We start from the raw sequence: 18,173 nt of genomic DNA, 5'->3' as shown, positions 1-18,173 counted from the left end.
ATGTACATGACTTCTTTGGATGCCAAATCTCATCCATTTGTCCAGGCGAGATCCGAATCTCCGTCCTCACTCTTTACGGTGTCCATGCACTTTTTGCTCATTTATCTATCCATCTACGGCTTGATTTCCATTTATGTGGATAATATTGTGATTCGCTCTTTGAAAGATGTAGGTATGGTCTTGATTTCCATTTTTTCGCTTACTAGAGTCTATCGTCATCAGGTTGCCTTTTTAAATCCGTTCCTGTTTATACTTGGGTCCACTATAGTACTGGGAGCACTGAATGTATTTTTGGGTTCCAGCGTGGTCACATTGATCTACGGCATCAAAATTACGTTTTTACCTTTGGTGATGTTATTTGCAGGCATGCTTATGGCGCAATATGGTGGAATTTATGCATTTGCCAGAACCAATCTGATTATTTTTATGATGCTGATTGCAGGATGGTTAATTCAATATGCTTTGGGTATAGAAAAACTGATCACGATGGGATTTGTATACGGAGTAAACATCAAAAATTATCTTGAGGGTGTACCACGTTTGTCTTCTATTACGTATTCACCTGATGGCTATGCGTATGCTCTGCTTATGACAGGGATCATTGCCGAACGAACCAAAGCGGCAGTGAACCATCGGAGTTTTCGCATATGTATCCAACTGCTGACGATCAGCTTTTTGTTATTGTCGACCATTCGATCAGCATTATTACTATGGTTCGTATATCAAGTGGTTATGTTCTTTCTCCATATTCGTAAATATAGCAAGAAAAACACACTGATCCTGGCACTGACATTTATGTTGCTCCCGGCAGCTGTATTTTTCGGGGGAAGAATGCTGCAATCTAAAAATCTCCTTTCCAGTTCTTCCTTATTGGATCGATTACAGACATGGGGAAGCAGTCTCACTTCTCCGTTCACGATGAATGGAATCATTGGCAATGGCATTGGATCGGTAGGAGCTGCAAGCCGGAGAACACATATGATGGGTTTGAATTCCAGTAATTTTGCGGTAGATAATCAGTACTTTTCCTTGTACGAACAGACAGGTTGGATCGGACTCGTTTATTTTGCCATTTTATTTATGTGGATTGTCGTCTCGCTTGTGAAGCGAATGAATACATTACCAGACTCGAATGGTTTGCGACTGCCCGAGGTAGCACTTTCTCTTGGAGCAGGAGTGGCAGCAGCAAGTTTAACAACGAATGTACTTGAACTGTTTCCTGCCAATGTTTTCTTCTGGATGTTTATGGGGATGGCTCTTTATCAATATCGCGAAACAGACGATATACCTTACAAAGCAGGTGAGCGTTAATGAAGGTTTTGCATATAGGAGAGTACGTTGTTGGTGGTGTGGCGACCTACTTAAATGAACTCGTTGCCTATCAGCGTCATATTTTTGATGTTTATTTACTGATGAGTGACCATAATTCAGCTTCTGATTTCGATTTGGAGTCCGATCGCATTTTGCGTTACAAGTACAAACGCCACCCCAAACACTTTTTTTCAGCCATGAGGCAGATTCACCAAGCCATACAACGGATTCAACCGGATATTATTCATGTTCATAGCTCATTTGCGGGTATGCTCGCAAGGGGCTTATTTTTTATTGCGCCTCGAAAAGCGAGCGTGTTTTATTGCTCCCACGGGTGGTCTTTTTTAATGGATACCAAACCTTTGCACAAAAAGGCCTATTTCATGATCGAAAAAGTATTAGAGTTCAAAACGGATTTTATTATCAATATTTCAAAGTATGAGCTGGAACAGTCCGTTCAATTAGGGATGTCTCCTGCCAAATCGAGGTTTGTCTACAGTGGTCTGCGGGATCATAAAAATGACCAGCGACAAGAGTTCTCTCCGCCCGTTATTCGTGAGGATGTGGAGCAGGCGAGTGCCATTCAGCTCTTATTCGTTGGCAGATATGATCGGCAGAAAGGACTGGACCTCCTTCTGGATGTATTCGGAAAATATCCTGAACTTCAGCAGAAAATCCGGCTATATGTCATCGGTGATAGCGTACTGGAGAAGAATGAGTGGAATTTTCCTGGAAATGTAGTTCGGCTGGGATGGGTGAACAATGCGGAAATTGATCACTATTACGAGCAATGTGATGCGATTATCATGCCATCCAGATGGGAGGGATTACCTCTTGTAGCTCTGGAAGCCATGAAGAACCGGAAACCAGTAATTGCAAGCAATCGAGCCTCCTTACCCGAGTTAGTTTCAGATGGCATGAATGGATACATCTTTGATCTTGAACGACCCGAAGAGCTGAGGGAGATTCTAATGAATCTGGATAAAATGACGCTGGCTGCTATGGGTGAAGTGGGCCATAGCATTTACAAGGAGAAATTCAGCTCGGATCGAATGAATGAAGAGTTCGTTAGTCTCTATTATGAAGCGAGGGATATGGGGGTTACCTTTGAGGGAGTTCATACCGCTTCACGTCTGGAAATTTCAAAGAGAAATGGAGAATAACATGATTAGAATATATATTAATGCCCGTTTCCTAACGCAGACCGTTACCGGAGTACAGCGGTATGCCATTGAGCTTATAAAGGAAATCGATAAACTCATTGACGCAGGAGAGGTGGATGGAACAAGGTACGAATTTTGTCTGCTTTCTCCCGCAAATGTTATTACCAAACTTGAATTAAAGCATATCCGTCACCAAGTGGTCGGCAGATTCAAGGGACATGTGTGGGAACAGCTTGAGCTTCCACTCTATGCTAGAAAAGGACTGCTGATTAACCTGTGTAACACAGGTCCGGCTTTTAAACGCAATCAGGTCGTAACGATTCATGATGCGTCCGTATTTAGTTACCCCAAGGCATTTTCTTTTGCTTTTCGCTCATGGTACCAGTTTTTGACGGTTAGACTTGGGAAAATATCCAAAAAAGTGATTACGGTCTCTAACTTCTCCAAGGGAGAACTGATCCAACACTGCAAAATTGCCGCCCAGAAGGTATCTGTTACTCACTTGGGCATCGACCATATCCATCATAGGCAGGCTGCTCAAGGGACACTGGAGAAATACGGAATTCAATCACCATATGTCCTTGCAGTCAGCACCATGAATCCGTACAAGAACTTCAAGCTGATTTTAGAGATTTTGCCTGAAGTCAAAGCGCAAAATTTGAGTGTGGTCATTGTGGGATCAAAAAACAGCAAGGTATTCAGCAATCATGCAGTGAATGAATCGGAAGGTGTAAACTGGGTAGGGTATGTTACGGACGAAGAGTTAAAAGCATTGTATGAACATGCTGCTGGCTTCATTTTCCCTTCGTTGTATGAAGGGTTCGGCTTGCCACCACTGGAGGCGATGGCACTCGGCTGTCCGGTGATTGTATCCTCTCGGGGCTCCATTCCGGAAGTGTGCGGGGAAGCTGGGCTGTATTTTGATCCTCACCACCCGCAGGAAGCAGCCTCACGTCTCGTCGAGATCATGTCTGATCCGGAGCTTGGTCAGAGATTATCCATTCAGGGCAGAGAGCATTCGGCTTTTTTCTCCTGGAACAAATGTGCCAAGGATACGGTCAATATTATTATGAGTACGGTGTAAGAAGGCAAGATGCGTTCTTTCAAGGGAGATAAAAACCTATGAATAAAGTGTTTGTTGCTATTGATTTCCCACCCGAAAAAGGAGGAATTCATGATTATGCTTATGGGCTTATATCACAAATTCCAGCTGAAGAGTCGACGGTTCTAACGAATAAAATAAAGAATGTTGCCGAGTCCGAACAATTCGACCAGAAGGCCGATTTTGAAATTATTCGGAAACGGATTTTTTGGGATTCCAATAAATTTCTGCTCATCCTCTCGCAGCTCATCCTGATCATTCAGCTTATTCATCTGAAATGGCGCAAAAAGACGGACGAAATACATTTTGTCAACATTTTTCCGGTAGGCATCGCTGGCCCGTTTATGAAGCTCTTCTTCCGGGTGAAATATTTTCCTTATGTTCATGGCCTGGATGTGATGGGAATGGTGAACAGCAGGTTATTTCCACTCCTGTTATTCATTTTGAAGCGGTCCGACAAGGTGATTGCCAATAGTCAATATACCAAGTCCAAGCTGGTGGAGCTGGGCATTTTGGAACAACAGATTGTCATTATTCCACCAGGATTAAACGTAAGCAAATTAAACGTTGCCGCTGGGCTTCAAGAAGATATCCGGGATAAGTATGATCTGCATGGCAAAAAAATAATGATCACCGTTTCTCGGCTCGTGGAACGCAAGGGTCATGATGTCACGCTTAAAGCCATGAGCCAAGTGATTGAACGGATTCCAGATCTTAAATATGTAATATGCGGAGATGGACCTTATAAAGAGCAGCTGGAACGTCTGGTGAGACAGTACGGGTTGGATTCTGTAGTTGTTTTCACAGGGCGGACGACTGACCATGAGCTGCATCAGTTATATGAATGTTCTGATCTGTTCATTATGCCTAGCCGTGATATCAAGGAAAAAGGTGATGTTGAAGGTTTCGGAATTGTATTCCTTGAAGCCAACTACTACCGATTGCCTGTGATTGCGGGGAATAGTGGTGGCATACCTGACGCGGTAAAGGACGAAATAACCGGTTATCTCGTCGATCCAATGGATGAGAAAGAAATCGCGAATCGGATTGAAGAATTGATTACCGACGAGGGACTGGCCAGAACAATGGGGAATAACGGGTATGAGTGGGTTACCAATCATTGTCTGTGGTCGCATCGCGGGAAGCTGTTGAAGCAATTAGCCTAAATTAAAAAATGTAATTGGGGTGAGATCATGAAGGCTTCAGTATCCATTTGTACACACAACAGAGCAGTAGACACGATGCAGGCTGTTGAAAGTGTTTTGAATGGGGATACGGGTGGTACAGATTACGAAATTCTGGTCATTGATAATCATTCAACAGATAACACCAAAGAATTATTCGACTCACTCAACTTGCCAGAGCATGTTCGCTATATTTTCGAGCCGCAACTAGGGTTATCTTATGCTAGAAATAGAGCAATCAAGGAAGCAAAAGGGGAATTTATTTTATTCCTGGATGACGACGCTTTAGCATGTCCTAACTGGATTAAAGAAGTCGTTAAAATATTTGATATGGATCCCCGGATTGGATGTGTCGGTGGAAAAATAAATCCCATTTGGGAGGGTGGGAAACCTGATTGGATCCCACAGGATATCGTTAGTTTGTACACGTTAATGGATTTTTCTGACGAGGTTGTTGAAATGCAGGCGCCATCTATTCCTTTTGGAGCTAACGTAGCATTCAGAATGAGTATTTTTCAGCAGATTAAACCGTTTAGAGAAGATTTAGGACGTGTCGGTAGTAATTTAATGTCGAGTGAAGAAAGTGAACTAATCGGTCGGGTTCGCTTAGAATATAAAGTTTTTTACAGTCCATACGCTATTGTAGAGCACAAAATAGCAAAAAGTAGGCTGACTAAACGTTGGTTGCTACGAAGAGTTTATTGGCAAGGCATTAGTGATGCAACACGTTATAAGAAGAGTGGATGGGGAATATTCAAGCATACGGTAAGGATTGTACAAGCGGCTTTATTAATATTAATCTCATTCAATAATGTGCAAAAGGTAATGAGTGAAATGGCCAAGATATCTTATCGTAACGGAACGATTGTCGGATCTTTCCGGAACGGCAGAGGATTGAACACCTGATGAGCATGGCCATTGCCAAAAATCCAAGACAGCGCAGTATGGTACAGACCATTCTCATGACCAGTTTTGCCAATATTCTCATTATGGCTGTAACGACTCTCACGTCTATTATCACCGCCCGCATGTTTGGGGCAACGGGTAAAGGGGAACTTGCGGCTGTACTGTTCTGGCCCGCCTTTATATCTGGTCTAGCTGCACTTGGCCTGCCAACCTCATTAATTTACAATGTCAAAAAGAATAGCAATCAATTACCAACCTACATCAGCATGAGTTTTGCGGTTCAAATTCCCATCAGCGTCATAGCTGGAATGGTCAGTTGGTTTGGCATTTCTTCCTGGCTTTCCGGATATTCGGAATCAGTTATTTCCATTGCGCGCTGGTATACGGTAACCATGGTTCCTGTCATGCTGTTTATGGGTGTGCTTGCAGCTGCCGCCCAAGGGACAGATAAATTTCATATTTATAATTTATCGCGGCTATTGGCCCCCTTGTTAAATCTTGTAGGGCTTGTACTGTTGTGGGTAACAAACATATTGACAGTAGAACGAGCGATCATAGTCAGTTTTGCAGCCAATATACTGGTATTAGTATGTTACATGTATGCCATGCGTCAGCAAATATTCAGTTCTTTAAGCAAACTGGCTGGTCAATTCAGAACCTGTATTCACCTGTTCAGTTATGGGATTCGAGTATACGGTGTGGAGCTGCTTGGAACGTTGTATAACCAGTTTGATAAAATTATTATTTTGGCTTTGCTTACCCCCAAAGATTTTGGGTTGTATTCGGTTGTCTTTGCCCTCTCCCGAATGTTTAATGTAGTTCAAACCGCAATAACGAATGTTATCTTTCCGAAAGTCGCAGGCATGGAGCAGCAGAAAGTGCTGACCCTTGTAGGCAGAGCCTTCCGAATCAGTATGGTTCTTATGACGATCATCATCATACCTAGTATGCTGATTGGTCGTTTTTTTATTGGATTATTATTCGGACCGGAATTTCTGGAAGCCAGCGGTGTATTTTATTTGTTATCTCTGGAATGCATTGTTGGCGGAGGGTCATGGATCTTGGCATCTGCTTTTAATGCGCTAGGAAGACCGGGTGTAATCGTACTTCGGCAGATTGTGGCATTGGCTGTGACCATTACTTTATTTTTTGTGCTCACTCCGCTCCTGGGTCTATACGGAATAGGGTTAGCATTATTGCTAGGTTCCTTTGTACGTATGTTGATGTCTCTGGCATCGGTATCCATTATTTTCAAAATGCCCATGCATAAGATGCTGTACAACAAGGAAGATATTACGTTCTTAAAGGAAAGATTGAGAGAGAAAAATTTACTCAAAGGAGCCGGAAAAGATGTCAAACGTGCAAAAGATTCATCCCATGGATGAGTTGAAAAAACGGCTTGAATCGATACTGGAGGTCATACCTCCCCATTCCAAAATTTATTATATTGATTACCCTGTGTATAGCAATGGGGGGGATATATTAATTATGAAGGGAGCAGAAGCCTTTTTTAAGAGCAATAATATTAAGGTTTCTGCCAGATATAGTGTGCATGATTTTCATGAAAACATTCATATCCCAGAGGATCACATTATCGTTCTTAGTGGGGGAGGAAATTTCGGGGATTTGTATGATGCTCACCAGAAGGTGAGAGAAACACTTGTTCAGAATTTTACCCGACACAAAATAGTCATTTTGCCTCAGACGATCTTCTATAAAGAGGAAACCAATATTCTTAAAACAGCGGCCATTTTTAATAAACATACAAATCTCCATTTATATGTACGAGATGAGTCATCTTATCAGTTGGCCTCTACGTATTTTATAAATTGTCATGTTGCTCTTCTTCCAGATATGGCGCATCAGCTTTGGCCAATCGAAGTTAAAGATAACCCAAGCAAAGAGAGACTCAACTTTTTTAGGACCGATATCGAAAAAAATTTAGAACAAACACAACTGGTAGTACAAGGTGATCATCTGGATTGGCCTTCTCTATTTAACAGATATGAAAAGAAACTGATCTACTACATCAGTAGGGGGTTAAAAAAGCCAGCGTCAAGAACCATTTCACAATTTTTATGGATGAAATATAGTGATTATCTGGTTAATAAGGCAATCCGCTGTTTCGCTGATTATCGCATGATTCATTCTTCCAGATTACACGGGCACATTCTGTCTTGCCTTATGGCAAAACCTAATGTGTTGATCGATAACTCTTATGGAAAGAACTCGGGATATTATCGGATATGGACTCACGAAGTTAACACGGCAAACATGGATTCTTCCTCAAAAGCTAGCTCTCCACCTGCGCCTAAGTATATGGAAACAACCGCAACAGTATAAAAATTCGGGCTCAATGTGTGTAAAATATAGAGAGTGGAGTGATGACTATGAGAATCGTACTTCTCTCCGGTGGATCAGGCAAGCGGTTATGGCCTTTATCCAACGATACGAGATCGAAGCAATTCCTGAAAGTACTGGAGGGCCCGGAGGGGCAGACGGAATCCATGGTGCAGCGGGTATGGAGGCAACTGCAGCATACGGGGCTAAGTGAACAGGCAACGATTGCAACGAGCAAGCCGCAGGTGGAGATTTTACGGAGTCAACTGGGTAATGAGGTTGATCTTGTCGTTGAGCCGGAGCGCAGAGATACCTTTCCTGCGATCGCTTTGGCAGCTGTTTATCTGTACTCGGTACAGGGTGTCAGTCTGAGCGAAACGGTTGCTGTACTTCCTGTTGATCCCTATGTGGAGGAATCCTTTTTCTATAAAGTGACGGAACTTGAAGGCGTATTGGATGAGTCTGGTGCAGAGCTCGCATTAATCGGGGTTAAACCGACTTATCCTTCAGAGAAATATGGTTATATTATTCCTGATCAACATAAAACTGAAGAACACCACCAACACGCCAAAGTGTCACGTTTTCAAGAGAAACCCTGTGAAGCTGAAGCGGCAGAGATGATTGAACAATCTGCCCTTTGGAATTGCGGGGTTTTTGCATTCAAGCTGAACTATCTGATTAATCTGCTGATTTCCCTTGAGCTTCCCATTCAGTATGAAGAGATGCTCAAACAATACGGAAGATTACAGAAAATCAGCTTTGATTACCAGGTTGTAGAGAAAGCAAGGCACATTGTGGTTACCCCTTATGAGGGATATTGGAAAGACCTGGGTACATGGAACACACTGACAGATGAGATGAGTACCAATATTGTGGGCAAAGGTGTGATGACAAACAGTTCGGTGAACACACATCTGATCAACGAATTGAACATCCCGGTCTGTGTGCTGGGTGTATCCAATCTGATCGTGGCTACAAGTCCGGATGGAATACTGGTCAGTGAGAAAGAGGCAAGTCCACAGATTAAAGAGATTCTTAAGGATAACAATCAACGCCCCATGTATGAAGAACGTCGCTGGGGCTGTTACAAGGTGCTTGATTATACACGTAATGCCAAAGGAGAAGAGGTATTAACCAAGCGCATTATTGTTGGGGCAGACAAGAATTTCTCTTATCAATACCATCTCAAACGAAATGAAGTATGGACAGTCGTTTCAGGACAAGGCGAACTGATTCTGGATGGTGAACTGAGATTGCTTAATCAGGGGGACATCATTTCCATTCTGGCAGGCAGCAAACACAGTGTGAGAGCCGTAACCGAACTTGAAATCATTGAAGTTCAGATGGGCAGTGAACTGGTGGAAGAGGATATCGTGCGTATAGAGATGGAATGGACAGATATAATCCAAAATTGCATGAATTGGGGGAAAACAAGATGAATATTGCGGTAATTGGAACAGGGTACGTTGGTCTTGTATCGGGAGTATGCTTTTCGGAAATCGGCAATCAGGTCATCTGTGTGGACAACAATCAAGCCAAAGTTGAAATGCTGAATGAGGGTCACGTTCCCATCTATGAGCCTGGACTTAAAGAGTTGATGGTTTCCAACATGCAAGCGGGAAAACTGTCGTTCACTTCCAATATCGCTGAGGCCATAAATCAGTCCGATATTATCTTTATTGCTGTAGGCACACCTTCCCTTCCGAGCGGCGAGGCCAACCTGAGCTATGTAGAGCAAGTCGCTGTTGAGATTGGAAGTCACATTGAGAGCTATAAAATTGTAGTAACCAAGAGCACTGTACCTGTAGGTACCAATGATCGTGTAAGAGAGCTCATCAGAAGTATCACTTCCCAGCCTTTTGATGTGGCTTCTGTGCCGGAGTTTCTTCGGGAAGGATCAGCAGTCAAAGATACATTAAATCCCGACCGTATTGTCATTGGAACGAACAGTGATCGGGCCATTAAAACCCTAAAGAAACTTCATCGTCCTTTAACGGAAAACTTGGTCATTACGGACATTCGATCAGCCGAAATGATTAAATATGCATCCAATGCATTTTTGGCAACCAAAATATCATTCATTAACGAAATCTCGAATATATGTGAAAAAGTAGGAGCGGATGTTACCCGGGTAGCCGAAGGTATGGGTTACGATAAGCGTATCGGTTCTTCATTTTTGAAAGCGGGTATTGGTTACGGCGGATCTTGTTTCCCCAAAGACACACAGGCATTAATTCAGATTGCGGGGATGGTCGATTATGATTTCAGATTGTTAAAATCCGTTGTTCAAGTGAATCAGGATCAACGCTTCCATGTTATTCACAAGCTGGAGGAGGCACTCGGATCTCTGACAGGAAAGACAATTGCAATCTGGGGGCTGGCCTTTAAACCGGATACAGATGACGTACGAGATGCTCCAGCGATCGATATTATTCAGCATTTAAGCGATGCAGGAGCAGTAATCAAGGCTTATGACCCCATTGCAACGGCGAATTTTCGTAAAGAGGTAGATGCAGCATCTATCTCGTGGGAAGAGAACCCACTCCACGCGGCTGAAGGTGCAGATGCCCTGTGTGTACTGACTGAATGGAAGGAATTTGCCCATATTGATTTGGCAGAATTGGCTGAAGTCATGAAGGATCCCATCATGATTGACGGTCGTAATTTGTACAGTGCTGAACAGATTCAGGCATCTAATCTTCAATATTATTCTGTTGGCCGTCCAGGTTTGAAGAAGCTTAAGGGGAAAACGGCAGCCATCATTTAATCAAACCAGTTATCATCTTGAATGTAAGTGAGGAAGATCCCATGAAAAAGTGGATTAAAATTACAACATGGATTGTTTCACTTTTTGTAATTGTTGTGTTTGGTTATGCCATATATCTTTACCAATCCGTTAGATCAACGGCTGACCAAATTTATGAGCCTCGAAATCCTGTGAAGCCCGTCTCAGTCACGGATAGTAGAGGTGGGCTTCCGGTGGATATCAACAGTAAAGAGCCTTTTAATGCACTTATACTTGGCGTGGATGAGCGTCCAAATGATCGGGGGCGCTCGGATACAATGATTGTGCTAAGTGTGAATCCTGAGAAAAAACAAGTGCTCATGTTTAATATTCCAAGGGACACACGAACGGAAATTGTCGGACACAATACAGAAGATAAGATCAATCACGCTTATGCCTTCGGAGGCGTGGATATGTCGGTAAATACCGTCGAGAATTTTCTGGGAGTTCCCATTCATTATTATATGAAAGTGGATATGGAGGGATTTGCCAAAATTATTGACCTGGTCGGAGGCGTGGATGTAAATAATCCTTTTGCCTTTGATTATGAGGGACAGCGTTATGATCAGGGGAATATTCATCTGGATGGTGTTGCTGCACTCGGCTTTTCAAGAATGCGCTATGATGATCCGAAAGGAGATTTGGGTCGTAATGATCGACAGCGTGAAGTTCTGAAGCAGGTGCTTAAGAATACAATGCAATTTTCCAGCGTCCTTAATATCCAAAGTATGCTTGACGAATTAGGTACTCATGTCAGAACCGATGTTACTTTTGATGAAATGAAGGAACTTATTCTTGATTATCGCAGTGATCTGGAGAATGTCGACACAGTAGAAATTAAGGGTAAAGGCGAAAAAATCAATGGGATTTATTATTATATCGTGGATCAGCAGGAGAGGGACCGCATTCACCAAATACTGAAAGATCATTTGGAGAAATAAAGAAAACCGTAAATGTTTCAAGAAAGAAAGTGGTGAAGAGATTGCTTATGGAGGAGGACATCGGGAAAAGAAGACATAAACATAGACGCAGTCAACGACCGTATGTGTATATCCTTTCCATACTTCTGGTTGTAATCTGGGTACTGGTGATCTGGTCCTTTTCGACACAGTCGTATCAGCAGCAGACTATTCAACCATTGCTGCATAAGTGGGCTCCAAAACTGAACATCGGATTCGCATTACCAGATGTTCATTTCACATATGGCGAACATGAATATTCGCTAAGACAACGACCTTATGATTTTGCCGAATTTATATTTCGGAAGAGTGCCCATTTATTCATATATGCAGTGCTGGCAGGGTTGGTTTATGGTAGCTTACGATACAGGAAAATGCGAATGTGGGCTTGTATCGCTGCTGCTCTGACTGTAGTAGCGATTATCGCCTCCATTGATGAATATATTCAGCAGTTTAGCCCGAATCGGACCAGTTCAATTCGGGATGTGGGCGTGGACCTGCTTGGCGGATGTGGCGGAATTGCCGTAGTAATGGCAATTCGGACGATTCGCAGGACGATCAGATCAACAAGGTATTCTCCAGTCAAAAGAAAGTGATTTCCCAGGAAATGCTGCTCCGATTCCAGCTTCTACTTGCCTGCCATCCATCATAAGTATGGGAGTAGGACAAGGAGGGTTGGACATGCTGCGAAGAAGGAACCGGAATGCGCTGCTTAGAAAAGTCGGATTTATAGCACTTGTAGTACTGCTATTGTGGCTCATAGGCAGAACGATCCCATACCTGTTTCGTGCGGAAGCACCAGACGAAGCTGCTGCTATTGTCGAAGAGTTCTACAACTATGAGCAGGAGGGAGACTTCGGAAGTTCATGGGAACTCTTTCATCCGTTAATGAAAGAACGTTTTCCTAAAAGCGTCTATTTACAGTCCAGAGCACATATTTTCATGCAGCACTTTGGAGTGGAAACCTTTGATTTTGAGATGGAAAAGCCGGAGCGGGAGTTTGACGTTACTGTGATCGATGGTGTGAAGCCGTTCCCGGAGGTGTATCGTATTGGAATTACACAGCAATATACAGGAACCTTCGGGCAATTTAAAATTGTACAGACCTGTTACGTTGTGCAGGATGGGGAGGATTGGACATTGCTTTGGTATTATCCGAAGCATGGTGACACCCCGCATGAAAGCAGTGAATAAACATTGAAAATGATAATAACCCATATAATGAACCGATTTGTATCATTTGGACGTAAAGAAGCTCTATAAATGCGAGACTTTCGTCGCATTTATAGAGCTTTTTTTGCATTTTATCTCTTTTTATGCCCGTAAATCCTTGACATTGGTCCTGGTGTGAAGTAAATTACGAGATAGATACAAAATGTATCAAATTTCAGCGTCTAACGACAAATAACAGGGACTTCAATGCGCCTTGTGAGGGGAAGGAATAACATTGATCGAAATGGACCGCTTTTACTGTGTCAGTTGTGGGATGATTGTGTCGGTCGTTAGAGGTTCTGTCGAACTAAAGGAAGAGGACTGTGGAGGCAATCACGTATTTCGCACCGGATTTTATCGGAGTGAGATGCCGCTTGGATGCTGTGAAGCGTGTGTAGTTCATACGAAACGTCAGGGAAAAACCCAGTTTGCGGGACAATATACTAAAGATTATGATACACTGTGTTCATATGAGAAACGGGCATCATGTTAATGTCCGTCGATGAAGGAGGAAATGGAATGCAGCAGGAGCCGGTTGTCCGTCTTCAGGGCGTCAGTAAAATCATCTCCTCCCGATCATTGGTCAGTGACCTGACTCTGGATATTTCTCCGGGGCAGGTTTTTGGTTTTTTAGGACCCAATGGGGCGGGGAAAACAACAACAATTCGAATGATGGTCGGACTAATGTCCATTACCAAAGGAGATATCATCATCTCGGGACACAGTGTAAAGAATGAATTTGAGCAAGCCGTAGCTCAAGTTGGAGCCATTGTCGAGAATCCGGAAATGTACAAGTTCCTGACTGGCTATCAGAATCTCGTTCACTTTGCTCGGATGTCACCTGGCATTACCAAAGAAAGAATTGCCGAGACGATTGAACGTGTAGGGCTTACAGCTCGCATTCATGACAAGGTAAAGACCTATTCTCTGGGTATGCGTCAGCGTCTGGGTGTCGCACAGGCCATATTACATAAGCCAAAGTTATTGGTGTTGGATGAGCCGACCAACGGGCTTGATCCGCAGGGAATCCGGGAACTCAGGGATTATTTGCGTCAGCTCTGCAAGGAGGAAGGCATTACCGTCTTTGTATCCAGTCATTTGCTGTCCGAGATGGAATTGATGTGTGATACCGTAGCGATTATTCAGAACGGAAAGCTGATTGATGTAAGAAATCTCAGAGCTGAGGCGGGAGCGGATGTACTTACTGAAGTTGCATTTGAGGTAGATGATGCCCCGCGTGCAGCCGAACTAATTACCGGAGCTGCAGTTCAGGGCAGTGCCATTGTGATTCGTTTATCCCGTGAGCAGATTCCGGATTTGAATGCCAGGCTGGTCAGTGAAGGGTTCCAGGTATACGGTATTCGTAACGTAACCCATACGCTGGAAGATCAATTTTTGAAAGTGACTGGGGGCGGAAGTATTGGGTAATTTCGGGAATCTGATTATGAACGAAAACATGAAAATTTTCCGTCGTCCGCGTACCTGGATTATGTTATCCATTCTGGCAATAATCGCACTGTTGATGCCGGTTTTGCTAAGAGAGGGCCTGGGATCTAGTGAGGACCTATTCTGGCAGCCAGCCATTACAACCGTACAGGTGGTCTTTTTCCTGAATACCATCTTCTGTGTGGTCATTGCAGCTGAAGCGGTGGCAGGAGAGTTCACCTGGGGCACCATTAAATTGCTGTTAATCCGTCCGTGGTCGCGCAGCAAAATACTGGCTTCCAAATATCTGACCGTGATTGGGTTTAGTATTCTGAGCACGTTGCTTGTTGTTATTCTGGCAACAGCAATGTCGTATCTGCTGTTCTCCCATTCCGCACCTCAGGATGGAAGTGGAGTTTCTGCATCATACGCCTTTACATCATGGGGATATCTTTACGTAGACCTGTTTATCACACTCGCGATTGCCTTTATGGTCTCCTCTGTATTTCGTTCAGGTGCATTGGCAATCGGTTTGTCTCTATTTATCATGTTTACACAGAATTTGTTCTCGCTGATCTTTAATCCTGTCCGTTATGACTGGGCCAAGTATGTCCTGTTCAATAATATGGATCTCAGTCGATATATGAGTCAAGGGACGGACTTTGGCATGGTGGACGGAGGGAATGCAGGCATGACACTTGGATTTTCCATTGCCGTACTGGCAGTGTACTATGTCATCTTCATGGTCATTTCATGGGTGGTATTCAGCAAAAGGGATGTGGCAGGCTAACGCCTGCTTCTTTTTTTTTTGCTTTCAGCTCTGTTTTGGGAAGAAAATGAGTGTATATTCAGTATCACCTGTGGCATGACTGTCATTAAAGGGTACTTACTATCATAAGTAAATGACTAGATATACATATCAACGCCGCAGACCATTGGCAGAGCAGCGTATGGAGGGATCACGTTTCTTGATAAACAACAAGTTTTACCGTATATGCACAGCGATTATTTTGCTGCTGCTCATCGTGTATCTGGGGGATAAAGTGAACTTTATTTTCACACCCCTAACCTCACTGATTCATATCATCATGATTCCGCTGCTGATTGCCGGTTTCTTCTATTATTTACTTCGCCCGCTTGTCGATTACATGGAACGGCACAAAATGAAGCGAGCTTTGTCGGTGATTATGATTTATGCGGTGATTGCGTTAATCATGGCAGGGTTCAGCGTACTGGTATGGCCTTCGTTGCGGGAGCAGCTATTGAATTTTGTGGAAAATGCCCCGGCACTGGTTACTTCGCTCAGTGATCAGTTGAGTGAATTCGAAAAGAAGGGTTTCCTTTCCAAATATTTGCCCGAGGATTCCGATCTATTCTCGCGACTTTCCGAATTTCTGAGCCAAGGGATTACACAGGTGACGGATTATATATCCGGGTTGTTTTCGGTGGTATCCAATCTGGTGATCATTTTGGCGACCTTCCCAATCATGCTCTATTACATGCTTAAGGAAGGCAGCAAATTCGGAACCAATCTTACCCTGCTGCTGCCCAGACGTTATCGCAAAGATGGAGAAGAGACGGTCCATGAAATTGATGAAGCACTTAGTAGCTATATTGTAGGCCGTGTCATCGTTAATGTGGCTTTGGGCATTCTGATGTACATCGGTTTTCTGTTTCTCGGTTTACCCTATGCCCTTCTTCTGACGGTTGTATCCATCATCTTGAACTTCATTCCTTATGTGGGGGCTTTGCTGGCAGCTATCCCGGTTGTCATTGTCGCGTTTATTGAATCACCTTCGATGGCGATCTGGTCACTGGTCATTATTGTGATCGCACAGCAAATTCAGGATAACCTGATCTCACCTTACGTCTATGGCAAGCAGCTCGATATTCATCCACTGACTACCGTTATCCTTTTGCTCGTGGGTGCTGACCTGGGAAATATCTTGGGTATGATCATCGTTATTCCCCTATATATGATTCTGAAAATTATAGTTCGCAAAATCCATTATCGGATTGTTGAAGATAAGACTGAACTCTGAATGGAATTTGAAAATAACTTTATCATGTGCTCGACTAATGATTGTTCTTGAATCACATAGATAAGCTCATCAGAATAAGCCGCATATCAATGGTGAAGGGTCAGGTAAGTTTGCCCTCGCCATTAATACGCGGCTTTTTTTCATACATATTGCTCACTCATGTTATACCTGTTATACTTGATATATAACAGATAACAAAAAGAAGGTGAACTCTTGATTATTCAACTGGATATGCAATCCGAACTTCCCATCTATTCGCAGCTTGTTTATCAAATTATCGAAGGCATTGCTAGTGGTGAGCTACAGCTAGGTGAGGCGCTACCTTCGGTTCGGAATTTGGCGGCAGATATTGGAGTTAACCTTCACACGGTCAACAAGGCTTATACACTGCTCAAGCAAGATGGATACATTCTAGTTCATAGACAAAAGGGAGTTGTAGTAAACCCTGATGGAATGCCTGATTTAACGGATGATTTTTTGAAAAAGCAGCAAAGCGAATTCAGACCGATTATTGCCGAAGCGATATGTCGCGGAATGACCAAAGAGGAACTATCTGCGGTATTAGATCAAATTTATGATGATGTAAAGATGGGTCACAACAAAGAATAAAGGAATCAAGGGAGTGTGTTATGTATGCAGCTATTTAGTATATTACCTGTCATCTTAATCTTTGCCCCATTAGGCTTACTTCTATCCTTTGCACCATATATGACAAGGGAAACCATTAGCTTTGGGGTTACGGTAAGTGAATATAGTTACTACACACCAATCTTACGTAAGCTGCGGAGTACGTTTGCGGCAGTAAGTCTGGTCGGAAACGGGATGGTTATCCTTGTCTGTCTGTATTTACTCCGATCTGCTAATGAAGATTCTACCGCAATGATTACCGGTGTTAGCACAATGATATTCATTGTGTACTGGGCAGCACTACACATATTATTTCATTTCAAGATGAAAAAGATAAAAGGAACACTTACAACTGTAGAAGCACCTCAAAGAGTTAAAATTGATACCACCTTCCGCCAAAATAAGCTCACCTATTCCAACTATTGGTTTCTCATTCACATTGCTATTATTGCAGCCATTGCGTTCATTTCGATCCTGAATTATAAGGAACTACCTAACGTCATTCCAATAAAATATGATCTTCAGGGCAATGTCACTTCCAGTGTGCCTAAAACCTACCTTTCGGTACTGGCTGTTAATCTTGTACAGCTAGGAATCATTGCACTTATGATGTTGGTGAACTGGAGTATTAAAACAAGCAAACAACAGCTTACTGCGTCTAATCCTGTCCAGTTTGCTGCTGAAAATATTCAATTCCGCCGTAAATGGTCCCTATTTACGATCATAACAGGGTTGCTTCTTACCATTTTATTTGCCGTCATTCAGATGAATATGTTTGTCCCTAATCTGGTCTTGTTAACAGCTATTAGCTTCACCATCCCTGTGGTGATCGTGTTAGGCGCTATACTGCTGTCTCTCACAGGCAGACAAGGCGGTGGGAAAATTTGGAGTCATCAAGAGGAGCGCAAACGATCTAAGGAGCAGCCGGTGAACGACGATGATTATTGGAAACTTGGTTTTATTTACTTCAATGCCAATGATCCTTCTTTAACCGTAGAAAAGCGTTATGGAATAGGCTGGACCAATAACTTCGCTCGTCCACTATCTTGGGTCATTGTTTTATTCATCATTGCTATTGTTGTTATAAGTATAGCCCTGAGCCAATAAATGCTCATAG

At 43.0% G+C, this 18,173-nt stretch carries 17 protein-coding genes; all 17 read left to right on the top strand.

The window, feature by feature from the left end; translation table 11 throughout:
• Positions 1-6 precede the first annotated feature (6 nt).
• The 17 genes from PPA03S_RS13815 to PPA03S_RS13735 all read left to right on the top strand — a co-directional run bounded on the left by PPA03S_RS13815 (position 7) and on the right by PPA03S_RS13735 (position 18,163).
• Complete coding sequence (locus PPA03S_RS13815) at positions 7-1,311, top strand: O-antigen ligase family protein (protein WP_157284151.1); 1,305 nt, start codon at positions 7-9, stop codon at positions 1,309-1,311.
• On the top strand, positions 1,311-2,474 hold the full coding sequence (locus PPA03S_RS13810) for a glycosyltransferase (protein WP_062323789.1): 1,164 nt from the start codon (positions 1,311-1,313) through the stop codon (positions 2,472-2,474). The genes PPA03S_RS13815 and PPA03S_RS13810 overlap by 1 nt, the downstream gene beginning before the upstream one ends.
• A 1-nt stretch (position 2,475) precedes the next feature.
• A complete protein-coding gene (locus PPA03S_RS13805) occupies positions 2,476-3,558 on the top strand; it encodes a glycosyltransferase family 4 protein (RefSeq protein WP_167666034.1) in 1,083 nt (360 codons plus the stop codon).
• A gap of 38 nt (positions 3,559-3,596) precedes the next feature.
• Entirely contained in the window at positions 3,597-4,742 is a 1,146-nt protein-coding gene (locus PPA03S_RS13800; RefSeq protein ID WP_062323786.1) for a glycosyltransferase family 4 protein, read from the top strand.
• A 27-nt stretch (positions 4,743-4,769) separates the two neighbouring features.
• Positions 4,770-5,666, top strand: coding sequence for a glycosyltransferase (locus tag PPA03S_RS13795; RefSeq protein WP_062323784.1), 897 nt, complete (start codon positions 4,770-4,772; stop codon positions 5,664-5,666).
• Positions 5,666-7,051, top strand: coding sequence for a lipopolysaccharide biosynthesis protein (locus tag PPA03S_RS13790; RefSeq protein WP_062323782.1), 1,386 nt, complete (start codon positions 5,666-5,668; stop codon positions 7,049-7,051). The genes PPA03S_RS13795 and PPA03S_RS13790 overlap by 1 nt, the downstream gene beginning before the upstream one ends.
• Positions 7,017-8,009, top strand: a complete 993-nt coding sequence (locus tag PPA03S_RS13785; RefSeq protein ID WP_062323780.1) for a polysaccharide pyruvyl transferase family protein — start codon at positions 7,017-7,019, stop codon at positions 8,007-8,009. The genes PPA03S_RS13790 and PPA03S_RS13785 overlap by 35 nt, the downstream gene beginning before the upstream one ends.
• 47 nt (positions 8,010-8,056) lie before the next feature.
• Positions 8,057-9,445 carry a sugar phosphate nucleotidyltransferase gene (locus tag PPA03S_RS13780; RefSeq protein WP_062323778.1) on the top strand — a complete coding sequence of 463 codons (1,389 nt, stop codon included), beginning with the start codon at positions 8,057-8,059 and terminating at the stop codon, positions 9,443-9,445.
• A complete protein-coding gene (locus tag PPA03S_RS13775; RefSeq protein WP_062323776.1) occupies positions 9,442-10,773 on the top strand; it encodes a UDP-glucose dehydrogenase family protein in 1,332 nt (443 codons plus the stop codon). The genes PPA03S_RS13780 and PPA03S_RS13775 overlap by 4 nt, the downstream gene beginning before the upstream one ends.
• A 41-nt stretch (positions 10,774-10,814) precedes the next feature.
• Positions 10,815-11,732 carry an LCP family glycopolymer transferase gene (locus PPA03S_RS13770; protein WP_062323774.1) on the top strand — a complete coding sequence of 306 codons (918 nt, stop codon included), beginning with the start codon at positions 10,815-10,817 and terminating at the stop codon, positions 11,730-11,732.
• A 32-nt stretch (positions 11,733-11,764) separates the two neighbouring features.
• Positions 11,765-12,346 (top strand): VanZ family protein, encoded by a 582-nt coding sequence (locus PPA03S_RS13765; protein ID WP_217998939.1) that lies wholly within the window; start codon positions 11,765-11,767, stop codon positions 12,344-12,346.
• Positions 12,347-12,431: 85 nt separating this feature from the next.
• Positions 12,432-12,944: a hypothetical protein gene (locus PPA03S_RS13760; protein ID WP_068964097.1), complete on the top strand. Its 513-nt coding sequence runs from the start codon at positions 12,432-12,434 to the stop codon at positions 12,942-12,944.
• A 537-nt stretch (positions 12,945-13,481) separates the two neighbouring features.
• Entirely contained in the window at positions 13,482-14,390 is a 909-nt protein-coding gene (locus tag PPA03S_RS13755; RefSeq protein ID WP_062323770.1) for an ABC transporter ATP-binding protein, read from the top strand.
• Entirely contained in the window at positions 14,383-15,177 is a 795-nt protein-coding gene (locus tag PPA03S_RS13750) for an ABC transporter permease (RefSeq protein ID WP_062323768.1), read from the top strand. Before PPA03S_RS13755 ends, PPA03S_RS13750 begins: the two co-directional genes overlap by 8 nt.
• Before the next feature lie 178 nt (positions 15,178-15,355).
• Positions 15,356-16,429, top strand: a complete 1,074-nt coding sequence (locus PPA03S_RS13745; RefSeq protein WP_082704154.1) for an AI-2E family transporter — start codon at positions 15,356-15,358, stop codon at positions 16,427-16,429.
• A 213-nt stretch (positions 16,430-16,642) separates the two neighbouring features.
• Positions 16,643-17,038, top strand: coding sequence for a GntR family transcriptional regulator (locus tag PPA03S_RS13740; RefSeq protein ID WP_062323764.1), 396 nt, complete (start codon positions 16,643-16,645; stop codon positions 17,036-17,038).
• A 24-nt stretch (positions 17,039-17,062) separates the two neighbouring features.
• A complete protein-coding gene (locus PPA03S_RS13735; RefSeq protein WP_062323762.1) occupies positions 17,063-18,163 on the top strand; it encodes a DUF1648 domain-containing protein in 1,101 nt (366 codons plus the stop codon).
• Positions 18,164-18,173 lie beyond the last annotated feature (10 nt).

The organism is Paenibacillus pabuli NBRC 13638 (assembly GCF_001514495.1).
Classification (GTDB): Bacteria; Bacillota; Bacilli; order Paenibacillales; family Paenibacillaceae; genus Paenibacillus; species Paenibacillus pabuli.
The sequence above is the reverse complement of the archived record's forward strand: the minus strand, read 5'-3'. Positions and strand labels throughout refer to the sequence as shown.

Coding starts and splice junctions, on each gene's coding strand:
- PPA03S_RS13815 (WP_157284151.1), top strand. CDS start 7: ATGACTTCTTTGGATGCCAAATCTCATCCATTTGTCCAGGCGAGATCC.
- PPA03S_RS13810 (WP_062323789.1), top strand. CDS start 1,311: ATGAAGGTTTTGCATATAGGAGAGTACGTTGTTGGTGGTGTGGCGACC.
- PPA03S_RS13805 (WP_167666034.1), top strand. CDS start 2,476: ATGATTAGAATATATATTAATGCCCGTTTCCTAACGCAGACCGTTACC.
- PPA03S_RS13800 (WP_062323786.1), top strand. CDS start 3,597: ATGAATAAAGTGTTTGTTGCTATTGATTTCCCACCCGAAAAAGGAGGA.
- PPA03S_RS13795 (WP_062323784.1), top strand. CDS start 4,770: ATGAAGGCTTCAGTATCCATTTGTACACACAACAGAGCAGTAGACACG.
- PPA03S_RS13790 (WP_062323782.1), top strand. CDS start 5,666: ATGAGCATGGCCATTGCCAAAAATCCAAGACAGCGCAGTATGGTACAG.
- PPA03S_RS13785 (WP_062323780.1), top strand. CDS start 7,017: ATGTCAAACGTGCAAAAGATTCATCCCATGGATGAGTTGAAAAAACGG.
- PPA03S_RS13780 (WP_062323778.1), top strand. CDS start 8,057: ATGAGAATCGTACTTCTCTCCGGTGGATCAGGCAAGCGGTTATGGCCT.
- PPA03S_RS13775 (WP_062323776.1), top strand. CDS start 9,442: ATGAATATTGCGGTAATTGGAACAGGGTACGTTGGTCTTGTATCGGGA.
- PPA03S_RS13770 (WP_062323774.1), top strand. CDS start 10,815: ATGAAAAAGTGGATTAAAATTACAACATGGATTGTTTCACTTTTTGTA.
- PPA03S_RS13760 (WP_068964097.1), top strand. CDS start 12,432: ATGCTGCGAAGAAGGAACCGGAATGCGCTGCTTAGAAAAGTCGGATTT.
- PPA03S_RS13755 (WP_062323770.1), top strand. CDS start 13,482: ATGCAGCAGGAGCCGGTTGTCCGTCTTCAGGGCGTCAGTAAAATCATC.
- PPA03S_RS13735 (WP_062323762.1), top strand. CDS start 17,063: ATGCAGCTATTTAGTATATTACCTGTCATCTTAATCTTTGCCCCATTA.